Source organism: Roseomonas alba, from assembly GCF_019430885.1.
Taxonomy (GTDB): domain Bacteria; phylum Pseudomonadota; class Alphaproteobacteria; order Acetobacterales; family Acetobacteraceae; genus Neoroseomonas; species Neoroseomonas alba.
Genome location: NZ_JAHYBZ010000005.1, coordinates 320,183 through 333,945, shown reverse-complemented (window position 1 = coordinate 333,945; position 13,763 = coordinate 320,183). Strand labels below are relative to the sequence as shown.

Sequence of the window (13,763 nt, the reverse complement as noted above, 5' to 3'; positions counted from 1 at the left end):
GATGGTTTCATCTATGCCGTGCCGCAGCGCAGCATGCGGTGGGGCCAAGGCGGGAGCGACAGATGATCCGGACCGGCACGGAATACCTCGAGGGTCTGAAGGATGGCCGCGAGGTCTATGTCGACGGCGAGCGCGTGCACGATGTCGCCTCCCACCCGGCGCTGAAGCCGATCGTGGCAGCCAAGGCGCGGATGTACGACCTGCACCATGAGACGCCGTCGCTGACCTTCGCCGATGCCGATGGCACGCACAGCCTGCTCCAGGCGCCACCCCTGACGAAGGAGGATTGGCAGAAGAAGTGGGACGGCGTGGACCTGGTCCTGCGCGACCTGGGCGGCACGGTCACGCGCATGGGTGATGAGACGGTGGGCGAGATGTGGTCGCTCGCCGATGGACGTGACGTGCTGGCGTCGATCGATCCGCGCTTCGCCGGCAACATCGACCGGCATATCCGCGAGGTGGTGACGAAGGACCCCTTCCACGTCAGCGCCAACACCGATCCGAAGGGCGACCGGTCACGCCCTGTCGACCAGCGCGATCCCGACATGATGATCCGCGTGGTGCGGGAGACGGATGCCGGCATCGTCATTCGCGGCGCCAAGTTCGAGACAGCCGCCCCCTATGCCGATCAGGCCTTCCTGAAGCCGACCGTCGGCGCCTGGACCGACGAGAAGGAAAGCCAGCACGCCGTCGGCTGCATCGTGAAGATGGGCGCGCCGGGGGTGAAGCACATCTGCCGCGCATCCTTCGCGACACAGGGCAGCGCCACGGACCATCCGATCGGCGCGCGCTTTGACGAGGTCGAGGCGCTGGTCGTCTTCGACGACGTGCTGATCCCGTGGGAGGACGTGTTCTTCTATCGCCACACCCGCGCGGCCCAGTTCATCCGCGGCACGCTGCACCGCTACAGCGCCTTCCCCTATGTGCTGCGGTTGCTGCACAACGCCGATGCAATGATCGGCGCAGCGATGTGGAACGCGCGACAGACGGGGCTTGAGAAGCTTCAGGGCGTGCAGGAGCAGCTCGCCGAACTGGTCTGCTACCGGGAAGGGATTCGCGCGCATCTCACCGCGTCGATCGCGCTCGCGGAAACCTCGCCGGCCGGCTTCCTCATGCCGAACCAGTCGATCCTCTATGCCGGGCGCGTGCTGGCGTGCAGCCAGTTGCCGGTCGCGATGCACACGGCCCGCGAGCTGATCGGCGGCCAGGTCTGCGTCACCCCGGATGCGGCGCAATTCGCCGGCGAGGCCGGGGAATGGCTGCGCAAATTCTACACGTTGAACGAGTGCTGGGATGCCGAGGATCGCCGCCGGCTGCTCGCCTATGCGCGGGATCTGTTGACCAGCGGCTATGCCGGGCATCGCCTGGCTTTCGCGCAATTCGCCCAGGCCCCGCATTTCAGCCACCTGGCGGCAGTGTATCGGTCCTTCGACTTCGAGGGGCCGCTGGATCTGGTGCGGAGGGCCGCAGGCCTGTCGGATCAGGTGATGGGCAAGGACAAGATCGGGAAGGCCGCGTGATGGCAATCGAACGGTTCCGAAAGTTCAATACGAAGGACGCGTATCCCGAGCAATCGCTCGACAACGATGTCTGCATGGCGGTGCGGGCTGGCGACACGGTCTATCTGCGCGGCCAGACGGCGATGGACCTGGACGGCAATATCGTCGGCATCGGCGACCCCGCCGCGCAGGCGGAGAACGCCATGCGCTGCGCCGAGATCCTGCTGAAGGAAGCCGGCGCCACGCTACAGGACGTGGTGCAGATCCACATCTACATCACCGATCGCGCCTATCGTGAGCCGGTCTATCGCGTCGTCGGGAAATGGCTGAAGGGCGTGCATCCGGTCTCGACCGGGCTGATCGTTGCGGGTCTCGCCAAGCCGGAATACATGATGGAGATCGACATCACCGCGGTGGTATCGACGCCATGACCTATTCCCTCATCGCACGTTGCCCGGTGAGCGGCGCCTTCGGTGCGGTGGTGACCTCCTCCTCCGTCGCGACGGCGGCGCGCTGCATCCGCACCGACGCGATGGGGGCGGTGGCGACGCAGAATTTCTCCGACCCCGCGCTCGGGCCGCTCGGCATCCGGCTGCTGCGGGAGGGGCTTGGTGCTGCCGCCGTGCTGCGGCTTCTGCTGGACAGTACGACGGCGCCGGAGCACCGGCAGGTCGCGGTGGTGGATCGGCGTGGCGCGCTGGCGTGGCACGTCGGCGAGGTGTCAATGCCCGTCGCCGCCTTCGCAACAGGCCCCGGCTGCGTCGCGATGGGCAATCTGCTCGCGAACGATCGCGTGCCCACCGCGATGGTGGACGCCTTCGTCGCGTCGGAGGGCGAGGCGCTCGCCGAGCGGCTGATGCGCGCCCTGGAAGCCGGCCTGGACACGGGCGGTGAATTCGACGACGAGCACGGCGCTGGCTTGCTGGTCAGCGAGACGCATGACTGGCCGGTCGTCGACCTGCGCGTCGATTGGGACGATGCGCCGATCGCGGCGTTGCGCGCACTCTGGACACGCTACGCGCCGCAGCAGGCGGCCTATGTGGCGCGCTTCCTCGACCCGCGTCAGGCGCCCACCTTCTGATGCGCGGCGAAGGCGATGCCCGTCGCGTGGGCATGGCGCCTTGGCGGGTGGGCGCGATGCTGCATGGGCGCGCAGCATCGCGGCACCTCATCGCATTTTCCGTCATTTGCAGCATTCCGTTGCGCGGCGCGGCGCGTAGGATGCGGCGCGGTAGCGCCGGCGCGAGGCCCGGTTGCCGTGCGGAGCAGCACGAAGCATGAACGCGGATGCGCAGATCAGGATGACCGCGGCGACGGAACAGGAAGGACGGTCTGCGAAACTGTCGTTGAACGGCCTCGCGAAGCAGTACGGGTCCGTGCATGCACTGCGGCCCATGGACCTCAACGTCGCGACGGGCGAGTTCTTGACCGTGCTTGGTCCGTCCGGTTCCGGAAAAACGACCCTGCTGCAACTGATCGCCGGGCTGGCGGAACCGACGGCCGGGCGGCTGTTGATCGACGGGCAGGACCACACCTGGACGCCGGCCCACAAGCGCAGCATCGGTGTCGTGTTCCAGAACTACGCGCTGTTCCCGCACATGACAGTGCGGGAGAACGCGGCCTTCCCGCTGGAGATGCGCCGCGTACCGCGGGGAGAATTGGAACGCCGGGTCGCCGCAGCGCTAGAAATGGTGGGCCTCTCCACACTGCGCGACCGCTTTCCCACTGAGTTGTCCGGTGGGCAGCAGCAGCGCGTCGCGCTCGCCCGCTGTTTCGTCTACCAGCCGGCGTTGATCCTGATGGACGAACCGCTCGGCGCGCTGGACCGCAAGCTCCGTGAGACCATGCAGATTGAGATCAAGCGCCTGCATCGCGACACCGGCGCGACGATCATCTTCGTCACGCATGATCAGGAGGAAGCGCTCGCCATGTCCGACCGCATCTGCCTGATGAACCATGGACGGATCGAGCAGCTCGGCACGCCGCAGGAGATCTACGAGCATCCGGCGACACTCTTCGCCGCCGATTTCATCGGCATCTCCAACGTGCTGCACGGGCGCTTCGGGCCCGCGGGGTTGGAGACGGCGGACGGCACGCTCGCGCTGCCACCCGGCACCGCCGGCAGCGGCGAGGCCGCGCTGACCATCCGGCCGGAGCATGTCGAACTGCGGCCCGACGGTGCGCTGCGCGGCCGGGTGACGGAATCGGTCTATGCGGGATCGGAGTTCCGTCTAGTCGTGACGCTTGGTTCTGGTGCGACGCTCGTCGTGCGGCGCAGTTCCGGCCAGGCCGTACCGCATCTGGGTGAGGAGGCGGCTCTCGGCTGGGCCCCGGAGCGCGCCAGGCTGCTCTTCTCATGAACCGCGACACAGGAGGGTTTGGGACGATGACGCATTCCATCACGCGACGGCGCATCCTGGGCGGGGCGATCGCCGCGCCCTTCGTCTTCACGGCTGAACGCGCCTTCGCCGCTGACCAGATCACCATTGCCGATGTCGGCGGCGCGCCGGCCGCCGCGCTGCGCGCCGCCTTCTACGAACCCTTCGAGCGGGAGACCGGCATCAAGGTCGTGGGCGTCGTGCATGAAGCCGACCCCACCGTGCAGTTCCGGCTCATTGTCGATTCGCGGAGTTACATTTGGGATGCCTGCATGGTCACGGCCCAGCACGTGATCAATCTCTCCCGACCGCGGAACTACATCGAGCCGTTGAACCTACAGGGCGTGCCGGGGCTAATCGACGGCATGCTGAACGACAAGTGGTTCGGCTTCTCGGTATTCGCGACCGTGCTCGCCTACCGCACCGACAAGTTCGGGGAGAACGGGCCGCGTAACTGGGCGGATTTCTGGGACCTCTCGAAATTCCCCGGGCGCCGCGCCCTGTACCGCAGCGTCACCGGCGTCATGGAGGCCGCGCTGATGGCCGATGGCGTGCCCGCAAGCCAACTCTATCCAATCGATCTCAACCGTGCATTCCGCAAACTCGACCAGATCAAGCAGCACATCAACGTCTGGTGGACCAGCGGCGCGCAGAACACCCAGCTTCTGCAAAGCGGCGAGGTGGACATGTCCGACACCTGGGGCGCGCGTGCCTATGCCGCGATCTCGGCCGGGGCGCCGGTGAAGATGCGGTGGGAACAGGGGCTCTACTCGACGGATGGCTGGTCGATCCTGCGCGGCACGCCGCGCGCCGACCTGACGCGCCGTTTCATCGCCTTCTGCATGAAACCCGAGCAGCAGGCGATCTATTCGACGATGGTCGCCAACGGGCCGAGCAACCAGCTTGCCTACAACTTCATGCCGCCCGAACGCGCTGAGGTCCTGCCGACCTCGCCGGCGAATATCCGCGGCCTCGCCGTGTCGAATTCCGAATGGTGGGGTGCGAACCGCTCGAAGGTCCAGGAACGCTTTCAGGACTGGCTGCTGAGCTGACATCGAGGAAGGGGATCGCGCCATGAGCGCACCGAGGATGATCCATCTCGCCTTCTCAGCCCATCTGAGCGGGGCGCATCCGGGGGCCTGGCGCCACCCGAGCACCGAGGATGGCAGCGATGTCTCCATCGCTGCTTATCGCCGGCTCGCGAAGATCGCCGAGGCCGGCTGCTTCGACATGTTCTTCATGGCGGACACGCCGGCGCTCAGGATTAACGACCTCGAGGCCTGGAGCCGCTATCCGCTGTTCACCAATGTGCTGGAGCCGCTCACCGCGCTCGCCGCGTTGTCGGGCGCGACGGAGTTCATCGGCCTGGGCGGCACGGCGACCACCACCTTCAACGAGCCGTTCAACGTGGCGCGGCAATTCGCCTCGCTGGATCATGTCAGCGGCGGCCGGGCGGCGTGGAACGTCGTAACGACGGCCAATGCCTATGCGGCCGGGAATTTCGGGCCGGAGCCGCTGATCGCCCATGCCGCGCGCTACGACCGCGCACGGGAGTTCGTGCAGCTCGTGAAGAAGTTCTGGAATACCTGGGAGGACGGGGCCTTCCTCTACGACCGCCCGCAGGGCCGGCTCTATGACCCGTCCAAGCTGCATCCTGTGATCCATGAGGGCGAGCACTTCCACATCCGCGGCGGGCTGAACATCGAGCGCACGCCGCAGGGCCATCCGGTGATCATCCAGGCCGGCGCCTCGGACGCCGGCAAGGAGCTCGCGGCGGAAACCGCGGAGATCGTGTTCGGCTCCGCCAAGACGATCGACGCCGCGCGTGCCTATTACAGCGACCTCAAGGGCCGCATGGCACGCCATGGACGCGCGCCGGAGGAGCTCTGCCTGCTCGGCGGGATGCCGGTCATCGTGGGCGAGAGCGCGCAGGAGGCCGAGGACAAGTACCAGACATTGCAGGAGTTGATGCATCCCGTCGTCGCTCGGCAGCGCCTGTCCATGGATCTGGAGACGGATCTGTCGGACCTGCCCTTCGACGAGCCGATTCCGGAATCACGCATCCCGGCCAAGGCCAATTTCCACACCGCCTATTTCGCCGAGATCGTGCGCATGATCCGCGAGGACAAGCTGACGCTGCTCGAGATCGCGCGCCGCTACCAGCGCGGGTCCACCACCGTGCGCGGCACGGCGAAGCAGATCGCGGACACGATGGAGGAATGGTTCTCCACCGGCGCGGCGGATGGCTTCATGCTCCAGCTTCCGCTGCAGCCGGAGGGGCTGGCGGACGTCGTCCGCCTCGTGGTTCCGGAACTCCAGCGCCGCGGGCTGTTCCGCAAGGAATATGCGGGCCGCACGCTGCGCGAGCATCTCGGCCTGCGACGGCCGCCGCATGTGCCACCGGTCCAGCAGGCCCAGGCCGCCCAATAAGCAAGAAGGAAACGCCGTCATGAGCACCGGCCGCAAGATCGCCCTCGCGCTGTTGACCAATCCCAACGGCTATCACGCGGCCGCCTGGCTGCATCCCAGCACCGATGCGAAGGCGTCAACCAGCATCGAATGGTACCGCGACGCCGCACGCCTGGCCGAACGCGGATTGTTCGACCTGTTCTTCATCGCCGACACGCCGGCGGCGCGGACCTCGCAGCTCGAGGCCTATAGCCGCCTGCCGATGTTCATGAACGTGTTCGAACCGATCACCCTGCTCTCGACCATCGCGGGGCTGACGACGCATATCGGCCTGGGCGCCACGGCGAGCACGAGCTTTTCCGAGCCCTACAATATCGCGCGCCAATTCGCCTCGCTCGATCATCTCAGCCATGGGCGCGCGGCGTGGAACGTGGTGACCTCGGCGAATGATTTCGCGGCCCGCAACTTCGGGCATGAGAAGCTGCCGCCGCACGGCCTGCGCTATGAGCGCGCGAGCGAATTCGTCGATATCGTGCAGAAGCTGTGGGATACGTGGGAAGACGATGCCTGGATCCGCGACCGCGCGCGCGGCCAGATCTTCGAACCCGCGAAGCAGCACCCGATCGACCATGAAGGCAAGTTCTTCAAGGTCAATGGCGCGCTGAACATCGAGCGCACGCCTCAGGGCCAGCCCGTGATCATCCAGGCCGGCGCCTCGGACACCGGCCGCGATTTCGCGGCGCGCGTCGCGGAGGTGGTCTTCGCCTCGGATGCGTCGGTAGAGAAGGCCAGGGCCTCCTATGACGATCTCAAGGGCCGCATGGCGAAGTTCGGCCGCGAGCCGGGCGATCTCAAGGTCCTTGCCGGCAAGCCGAACCTCCTCGCGCGCAGCACGCAGGAAGCCGAGGACATGTACCAGACGCTGCAAGGCATGATCCATCCGATCGTGGGCAAGATGCGGCTGGGCATGGATCTGGAGGCCGACCTGTCCGACCTCGACCCGGATGCGCCCATCCCCGAGGATCGCATCCCGAAGAGCGCCAATTTCCACCAAGCCTACTTCAACCACATCCTGGAGCTGATCCGTCAGGGGCTGACGCTGCGCCAGCTCTGGCAGCGCTATGAACGCGGCCACCAGACCTTCCGGGGCACGCCGGAGCAGTTCGCTGATCACATGGAGGAGTGGTTCACCGCCGGGGCCTGCGACGGCTTCATGATGACCTTCTCCCTGATGCCGGGCGGCCTCGCCTTCTTCGTCGAGCATGTCGTGCCGATCCTGCAGAAGCGCGGCCTGTATCGCACCGCCTATGAGGGCCGGACGCTGCGTGAGCATCTCGGGCTGAAGCGCCCGCCGAATCGCTACGTCGCGGCGGCGCATCCGCTCGCGGCCGCGCAATAGGCATGTCGGGCGTCGCGATCGAAGTGGCGGCGGCGCCCCGGCGGCGGCGCGATGCCATCTGGCTGGCGCTGCCGGGGCTGCTATTCCTGGCGGCCTTTCTGGTGCTGCCGTCGCTTGGGTTGCTCTCGCTCAGCCTGACGGATGACGACACGGGCGCATGGACGCTACACGCCTATCAGCGTGCGCTCGGGGTGCCGGTCTATACGCGCATCATCTCGAATACCTTCTGGATCGCCTTGCAGGTCACGGTGCTGTGCCTGCTGATCGCCTATCCGCTCGCCTATTGGCTGGCGCGGCTGCCGGCGCGACGGCAGCGCATCATGGCGCTGCTGGTGCTGCTGCCGCTGTGGACCAGCGCGCTGGTGAAGAACTTCGCATGGCTGGTGCTGCTCGGCCGCAACGGGATCTTCGCCGAGGCACTGCGCGCCCTGGGCATGGAGGCGCCGCCAGACCTTCTGTTCAACCGCGCCACCGTCATCTTCGCGATGACGCACAGCATGGTACCGCTCGCCGCCGTGTCCATGCTGTCGGTGATGACCCAGCTCGACCCGCGGCTGACCCAGGCGGCGGGGACGCTCGGCGCATCGCGCGTCACGGCCTTCTGGCGCGTCTATCTGCCGCTGTCGATGCCGGGGGTCGCCTCGGCCGGGCTGCTCGTCTTCATCGGGGGGCTGGGCTACTTCATCACGCCGGCGCTGCTCGGCAGCCCGCGCGAGACCATGATGGGCCAGGCGATCATCAACCAGGTCCAGCAGATGGACAACCTGGTCTTCGCCTCGGCGCTCTCGGCCCTGCTGATCGCCGCAGCCTTGGCGAGCTGCCTGGTCTATGACCGCGTCTTCGGCCTCTCGCGGATGACCGGCGGCGGGTCGCAATCGCGTTCGGCGCGCAGCCTGATCCGTCGTACCGGCCTGTGGCTGACGCGCGTCGCGTCGACGCTGTTCGGCGCGCTGTCGGAGGTGTCGGCCGGGCTGCTCGGAGGGCACCGCTTCGCCTGGCTGCTGACGGCGTACGCGGTCGTCGTCATTGCCGTGCTCGTCCTGCCGATCCTGGCGCTGATCCCGATGGCGTTCACCAGCGCGGAGTTCATGTCCTTTCCGCCGCCCGGCTTCAGCCTACGCTGGTTCGAGGAGTACATGAACTCGCCGGTCTGGACCTCGGCCACGCTACGGTCCTTCGGCATCGGCGCGGCGACGGCTGTCGTGACGATGACGCTGGCGACGCTCGCGGCCTTCGGGCTGGCCCGCAGCGCGAGCCGGCTGACGCCTTTTGCCTTCCTGTTGTTCATGACGCCGATGGTGATCCCGTCCATCGTCGTCGGCGTCGCGCTGTTCCAGCTCTTTGCTCGGCTTGGGCTGATCGCGACCGACCTCGGCATCATGCTGGGCCATGTGGTGCATGCCATGCCGATCGCCTTCGTCATCGTATTGGCGACGCTGAAGTCACATGATTGGCGGTTGGACCAAGCGGCCGCGACGCTCGGTGCAAACCGGCCACGCGTCTTCTGCCGTGTGACCATGCCGCTGATCCGCGGCGGCTTGGTGGCGGGTCTGATCTTCGCCTTCCTGTCCTCCTTCGAGGAGCTGACTGTCGCGCTGTTCATCGGTGGCGGACTGCGTAGTACATTGCCAAAGCAGATGTGGGACGACGTCATCCTGCAGGTCAGCCCGCTGCTGGTCGCGGCGTCGGTCGTCGTGATCGTCGTGGTAACCGCGCTGTTCATGCTGGCGGAGCTGCTGCGGCCGAAGGCGGGGCGGAGGGCGTAGGGCCGGACCAGATGGAGGCGGCGCCCCTTTCCGGACCTTACCCCGCCAGGTCCGTGGAACACCTGGGCCGCAATCTGCTGGCGATGGGCGCTACGGTTCAGAAGCAGTGCCGAAGCCCGCTTCTATGCGTCGCACACGCTAGTAGGGGTCCAGTGTGGCATGGCGGCGTGGCGCCACGTTGAGGTTTCGAAGGGTCTTTTGGCCTTTGGTAGGGAGAGGTCTGGAGAGGGGCAAAGCCCCACTCCAGTTCCGCGCCGGCGCGCCGTCACTCCTGGAAGTTCAGCCGCAGCCCAGCCAATGCCCCGCGCCGGACAGCGTGACATAGGCCGTCCGCATATGTGCGGCCCGCCACCGGCGTGACGCTGATGCATGTGCCGCCTCCCGGCGCCGCGGACGCCGTGCAGGCCCTGCTATCCGGCATGATCGAGATGCAGATCGCCTCGCCTGCGACGGTGCTGGGCAATCTGGGACAACAGCGCGGCCGGTTGAGGATGCTCGCCATCGGCAGCGATCATCGGATCGAGAGGCGCCCAATGTGCCGACCTTCGCCGAAGCGGGCGTGCCGGGCTTCGTGCTTCGCAACTCGATCAGTCTCTTCGCGCCGCAGGGAACGGAGCGGGAGACCATCGCGCCGCTCAAGCATGCGTTCCTCGCCTTGATGAACGGGCCCGAGATGAAGGCCTAGGGCTTGGGCATCGCCGCCGAGGTCGGTGTCGTTGTCGCCGGCGACATGGCGTCCCTGCTGCGCATGGAGCATGAGCGGTGGAAGTCCGTCATCGCGCGGATCTTGCCGAGCAACATGCGCAGCGCCGCATCCGGCACCTGGTTCGCGCGCATCACCATGCTGATGGGGCGCTCGACGGGCGGATCGAGGAGGCGGATCTCGAGATCCGGGCGTTCTTTCGTCATGGCCATCATCGGGATGATGGAGCAACCGAGGCCCGCGGCGACCAGCTCGATGATCGCCACCACGCTGTCGAATTCCATGGTCGGCGTCGGCACTATGGCCGCTTTGTGGAACCACTCATCGGCCAGATTTCGCGTCGCGCTTCCCGTGGAATGCATGATGAGGGGATGGGCTGCGAGGTCCTGAGGTGTCGGGTGCGGCGCCATCCGGTGCGCCAGGCCCTTCGGGATCAGAGCGCAGAGGGGGTCATGGAACAGCAGCTCGGCTTCCAGGCTTCTCGGCAGGCTGTCATGCGGAGCGGCCACCAGCGCGACATCGAGCGTTCCCTGCAGCAGTGCCTCAAGCATCGGCGCGGCGTTGCCGGTGGTGACCGCGATCTCGACGCCGGGCAGGGCCTGCTTGGTCTGGCGGATCGGTTCCGGCAGGAAGCAGATGCAGGCCGTCGCACCCGTGCCGAGGCGAATCTGCCCGCTATTCCCGGCGCGGAAGCGGGCGCCGGCCTCGTAAAGGCGGCCGACCGAGCCCAATAGCTCCCGGGCAGGCTGCACCAGGGCGAGCCCGGCCTGGGTCGGATGCAGGCGCGTGCCCACCTTCTCGAACAGCTTGACGCGGAGCTGCGCCTCGAACTCGCGGAGCTGCTGGCCAATCGCCGGTTGCGTCAGGCCGAGGCTCCGCGCCGCCGCCGACACGCTGCCGAGTTCCACCGTGACAAGGAACGCGCGCACCTGCCGCAGGGTCAGCCCGTACATGGCGTCTAACTAGCATCCGGGACCATTCCGCGCCACGGCGCGCGAGCCCGTCTGCAGGTTCCGCTTTCCGCTTTCAGAAGGATTTCCTTCTTCTAGGTGACGGTCCCGGGGCGGAGCATGCCCACGCTGCCGGCGTGGCAGTACGCGTGACTCAGGACTCCTTCATGTCGAATGCACTTCCAGCTTCCGCCGTATCGAAGACCGTGGCGGGTCTTCTGCTGCGTCCGGTCGCGCCGGACGATCTGGGCGCGATTACCGGGATCTACGGCCATCACGTCCGCACCGGCACCGCCTCCTTCGAGGCGGAGGCCCCCGATCGCGCGGAGATGGCGCGTCGCTGCGAAGCCCTGACCCTTCAGGGCTATCCCTATTTAGTCGCGGAGAAGGACGGGGCGCTGCTCGGCTATGCCTATGTCAGCGCATATCGTCCGCGCGCCGCCTATCGCGATACGGTCGAGAACTCGATCTATCTGCGGCCGGATGCGACCGGGCAGGGACTTGGCTCGCGGTTGCTCGCGGCGCTGATCGAAGCGTGCGAGCACCTGCGCTACCGGCAGATGATCGCCGTGATCGGGGGGCAGACGAACCTGCCCTCCATCCACCTCCATCTGCGGCATGGATTCCGGCATGTCGGCGTGTTGCGGGCCGTCGGGTACAAGCACGGCCAGTGGCTTGACACGGTGCTGCTGCAGCGGAGCCTCGGGTTCGGCGACACGGCACCGCCGACCTCTACCGCTTGCTCAGCGCCCCGCTGATCAGCCGGTCGCCGCAGCGGCGCAGGGAATCGGCGGCCCGCGTCTCGCCCAGGTAGCTGCGCGCGGCGATTGCGCCTTCGATGGCGAGGGAGAGGTCGTCCGCCAGCGCAACCGGATCGGCGGCTCCGGCTTCCTCCGCCAGGGCGCGGATACGTTCGTGGCAGCCCTGCTTGAAGCCGGACACGACCTTGTAGGTCGGGTGCTCAGGGTCGCGGAACTCGGCCTGGGCCAGCAGCATCGGGCAGCCGCAGACGCCGGGCTGCGCGACCTCCACCGCCGTCGCCTCGATCAGGGCGCGCAGGCGGTCGGCGGGGTCCTTCGCCTCGGCGAGGGATTCCTCGACCCAGGCATCATGCTCGGCGGCATCCTCGGCGAGGATCGTCGCCACCAGCGCATCCTTGCTGGGATAGGCGCGGTAGAGGCTCATCTTCGTCGCGCCCGCGACGCGGCAGACCTCCTCGACGCCGGTGGCCCGGATGCCCTGGCGCTCGAACAGGGTGCGCGCGGCTTCCTGGATCCGTTCGGCGGCCTTGGGTTTGGCGGCGACCTCGCCTGGCATGGTGACCAACCTCCTTTGCGCAACGGTTGCGGTGCGCAAAAAAACTCCTTGATGATACCGACCGGTCACTCTACGTAGCGATCCGAGACGAACCGGTCGGTAACATCACTGGAGATAAGCCATGCCCTCCCCCACGCGCAAGGCCCCTGAACAGACCGAAAGCCTTTGGATGTCATGGCTGGCCCGCTTCCAGGGCGCAGCCGTCGGCGCCGCCCTCACGGCCGCCGCGCCCGTCGCCCTGGCCCAGCCGGCCCCGCCCCCCGTGACCGTCGCGGCACCTCTCGCCCGGCCGGTGACGGAGTGGCAGGAGCATACCGGCCGGGTGGAACCGTCCGCGCGCGTCGAGCTGCGCGCGCGGGTGTCGGGCCAAGTGGATGCGGTGCATTTCACCGACGGCGCCATCGTCAAGGCCGGGGACCTGCTGTTCACCATCGACCAGCGGCCATTCCGCATCGCGCTGGACACCGCGCGGGCGGAGGTGGCGCGCAACGAAGCCCGGCTGCTGCTCGCCGAGCAGCAGATCGCCCGCTACGAGTCGCTCGCGGCCAGTCGGATCGCCCCGCAGGCGGAACTCGATTCCCGGCGTTCGGCGCTGCGCGAGGCCCAGGCCGGCCTCGCCGCCGCCCAGGCGGCCGAACGTCAGGCGGCCCTCGACCTCGACTTCACCGAGATCCGCGCGCCGCGGTCCGGGCGCATCAGTGACCGGCGCGTCGATGCCGGCAACCTGGTGCAGGCCGGGGAGACGCTGCTGACGACGCTGGTGACGCTCGATCCCGTCTATGTGACCTTCGATGCCAGCGAGGCCGAGTACCTGCGCCAAGCGCGCGCCGCGCAGGGCGGGCTGCGCGACGGCCGGCTGCCTGTGCAGCTTCGCCTGCTGGATGAGACGGAGTTCTCCCGCGAAGGCCATATCGACTTCGTGGACAGTGTCTTCGACACGCGCAGCGGCACGATCCGCGCGCGCGCGGTGGTGCCGAATCCCGACCTGTTCCTGACGCCGGGCAGCTTCACGCGCGTCCGGCTCTCGACCGGCGAGGCGCCGGCGCTGCTGGTGCCCGATACCGCCGTGATGGCGGACCAGGCCGGGCGGATGGTGCTGACCGTCACCGCGGACGGGACGGTCGCGCCGCGCACGGTGCAGCTCGGGCCGCTCAGCGAGGGGCTGCGCGTCGTGCGCAGCGGCCTCGCCCCGGGTGACCGCGTCATCATCGGCGGCTTGCACCGCGCCCGTCCCGGGTCGCGCGTGACGGCCGAGCAGGGCCGCATCGGGCCGAGCCCGCTCGCCGCCGCCCAGTAAGCCGCAACCGCGGCGACTTCCTGCCACCCAGGCTGCGCGCAGCGC

General features: G+C 67.7%; 13 protein-coding genes. 11 read left to right on the top strand and 2 right to left on the bottom strand.

The window, feature by feature from the left end:
• The first annotated feature begins 62 nt into the window (after nt 1-62).
• The 9 genes from KPL78_RS16175 (at nt 63) to KPL78_RS16135 (ending at nt 10,136) form a co-directional block, all read left to right on the top strand.
• Nucleotides 63-1,520 carry a 4-hydroxyphenylacetate 3-hydroxylase family protein gene (locus tag KPL78_RS16175; RefSeq protein WP_219764007.1) on the top strand — a complete coding sequence of 486 codons (1,458 nt, stop codon included), beginning with the start codon at nt 63-65 and terminating at the stop codon, nt 1,518-1,520.
• Nucleotides 1,520-1,930 (top strand): Rid family hydrolase, encoded by a 411-nt coding sequence (locus KPL78_RS16170; protein WP_219764006.1) that lies wholly within the window; start codon nt 1,520-1,522, stop codon nt 1,928-1,930. The genes KPL78_RS16175 and KPL78_RS16170 overlap by 1 nt, the downstream gene beginning before the upstream one ends.
• Nucleotides 1,927-2,580 (top strand): DUF1028 domain-containing protein, encoded by a 654-nt coding sequence (locus tag KPL78_RS16165; RefSeq protein ID WP_219764005.1) that lies wholly within the window; start codon nt 1,927-1,929, stop codon nt 2,578-2,580. The genes KPL78_RS16170 and KPL78_RS16165 overlap by 4 nt, the downstream gene beginning before the upstream one ends.
• A 196-nt stretch (nt 2,581-2,776) precedes the next feature.
• Nucleotides 2,777-3,859: an ABC transporter ATP-binding protein gene (locus KPL78_RS16160; RefSeq protein WP_219764004.1), complete on the top strand. Its 1,083-nt coding sequence runs from the start codon at nt 2,777-2,779 to the stop codon at nt 3,857-3,859.
• Between the two features lie 26 nt (nt 3,860-3,885).
• Nucleotides 3,886-4,929, top strand: coding sequence for an ABC transporter substrate-binding protein (locus tag KPL78_RS16155; protein ID WP_255569060.1), 1,044 nt, complete (start codon nt 3,886-3,888; stop codon nt 4,927-4,929).
• A gap of 22 nt (nt 4,930-4,951) precedes the next feature.
• Nucleotides 4,952-6,307 carry an LLM class flavin-dependent oxidoreductase gene (locus tag KPL78_RS16150; protein WP_219764002.1) on the top strand — a complete coding sequence of 452 codons (1,356 nt, stop codon included), beginning with the start codon at nt 4,952-4,954 and terminating at the stop codon, nt 6,305-6,307.
• A gap of 19 nt (nt 6,308-6,326) precedes the next feature.
• Nucleotides 6,327-7,685 carry an LLM class flavin-dependent oxidoreductase gene (locus KPL78_RS16145; RefSeq protein ID WP_219764001.1) on the top strand — a complete coding sequence of 453 codons (1,359 nt, stop codon included), beginning with the start codon at nt 6,327-6,329 and terminating at the stop codon, nt 7,683-7,685.
• Between the two features lie 2 nt (nt 7,686-7,687).
• Nucleotides 7,688-9,451, top strand: coding sequence for an ABC transporter permease subunit (locus KPL78_RS16140; RefSeq protein ID WP_219764000.1), 1,764 nt, complete (start codon nt 7,688-7,690; stop codon nt 9,449-9,451).
• Between the two features lie 535 nt (nt 9,452-9,986).
• On the top strand, nt 9,987-10,136 hold the full coding sequence (locus KPL78_RS16135) for a tripartite tricarboxylate transporter substrate-binding protein (RefSeq protein WP_219763999.1): 150 nt from the start codon (nt 9,987-9,989) through the stop codon (nt 10,134-10,136).
• Here KPL78_RS16135 and KPL78_RS16130 read toward each other — a convergent pair.
• Entirely contained in the window at nt 10,133-11,107 is a 975-nt protein-coding gene (locus tag KPL78_RS16130; RefSeq protein WP_219763998.1) for a LysR family transcriptional regulator, read from the bottom strand. The genes KPL78_RS16135 and KPL78_RS16130 overlap by 4 nt on opposite strands.
• Before the next feature lie 164 nt (nt 11,108-11,271).
• Here KPL78_RS16130 and KPL78_RS16125 point away from each other — a divergent pair, with 164 nt between their 5' ends.
• Complete coding sequence (locus KPL78_RS16125; RefSeq protein ID WP_219763997.1) at nt 11,272-11,862, top strand: GNAT family N-acetyltransferase; 591 nt, start codon at nt 11,272-11,274, stop codon at nt 11,860-11,862.
• Here KPL78_RS16125 and KPL78_RS16120 read toward each other — a convergent pair.
• Nucleotides 11,837-12,421, bottom strand: a complete 585-nt coding sequence (locus KPL78_RS16120; RefSeq protein WP_219763996.1) for a TetR/AcrR family transcriptional regulator — start codon at nt 12,419-12,421, stop codon at nt 11,837-11,839. The two genes, KPL78_RS16125 and KPL78_RS16120, sit on opposite strands and share 26 nt — an antisense overlap.
• A 121-nt stretch (nt 12,422-12,542) precedes the next feature.
• Between KPL78_RS16120 and KPL78_RS16115 the strand changes: the two genes are divergently transcribed.
• The gene (locus tag KPL78_RS16115) at nt 12,543-13,718 is read left to right on the top strand and encodes an efflux RND transporter periplasmic adaptor subunit (RefSeq protein ID WP_255569059.1); all 1,176 of its coding nucleotides are present in this window, start codon (nt 12,543-12,545) and stop codon (nt 13,716-13,718) included.
• Nucleotides 13,719-13,763 lie beyond the last annotated feature (45 nt).

What these genes read in the sequence shown, in the direction of transcription:
- KPL78_RS16160 (WP_219764004.1), top strand. Translation starts at nt 2,777, where the DNA reads ATGAACGCGGATGCGCAGATCAGGATGACCGCGGCGACGGAACAGGAA.
- KPL78_RS16125 (WP_219763997.1), top strand. Translation starts at nt 11,272, where the DNA reads ATGTCGAATGCACTTCCAGCTTCCGCCGTATCGAAGACCGTGGCGGGT.
- KPL78_RS16115 (WP_255569059.1), top strand. Translation starts at nt 12,543, where the DNA reads ATGCCCTCCCCCACGCGCAAGGCCCCTGAACAGACCGAAAGCCTTTGG.
- KPL78_RS16120 (WP_219763996.1), bottom strand. Translation starts at nt 12,421, where the DNA reads ATGCCAGGCGAGGTCGCCGCCAAACCCAAGGCCGCCGAACGGATCCAG.
- KPL78_RS16150 (WP_219764002.1), top strand. Translation starts at nt 4,952, where the DNA reads ATGAGCGCACCGAGGATGATCCATCTCGCCTTCTCAGCCCATCTGAGC.
- KPL78_RS16155 (WP_255569060.1), top strand. Translation starts at nt 3,886, where the DNA reads ATGACGCATTCCATCACGCGACGGCGCATCCTGGGCGGGGCGATCGCC.
- KPL78_RS16145 (WP_219764001.1), top strand. Translation starts at nt 6,327, where the DNA reads ATGAGCACCGGCCGCAAGATCGCCCTCGCGCTGTTGACCAATCCCAAC.
- KPL78_RS16130 (WP_219763998.1), bottom strand. Translation starts at nt 11,107, where the DNA reads ATGTACGGGCTGACCCTGCGGCAGGTGCGCGCGTTCCTTGTCACGGTG.
- KPL78_RS16140 (WP_219764000.1), top strand. Translation starts at nt 7,688, where the DNA reads ATGTCGGGCGTCGCGATCGAAGTGGCGGCGGCGCCCCGGCGGCGGCGC.
- KPL78_RS16165 (WP_219764005.1), top strand. Translation starts at nt 1,927, where the DNA reads ATGACCTATTCCCTCATCGCACGTTGCCCGGTGAGCGGCGCCTTCGGT.
- KPL78_RS16170 (WP_219764006.1), top strand. Translation starts at nt 1,520, where the DNA reads ATGGCAATCGAACGGTTCCGAAAGTTCAATACGAAGGACGCGTATCCC.
- KPL78_RS16175 (WP_219764007.1), top strand. Translation starts at nt 63, where the DNA reads ATGATCCGGACCGGCACGGAATACCTCGAGGGTCTGAAGGATGGCCGC.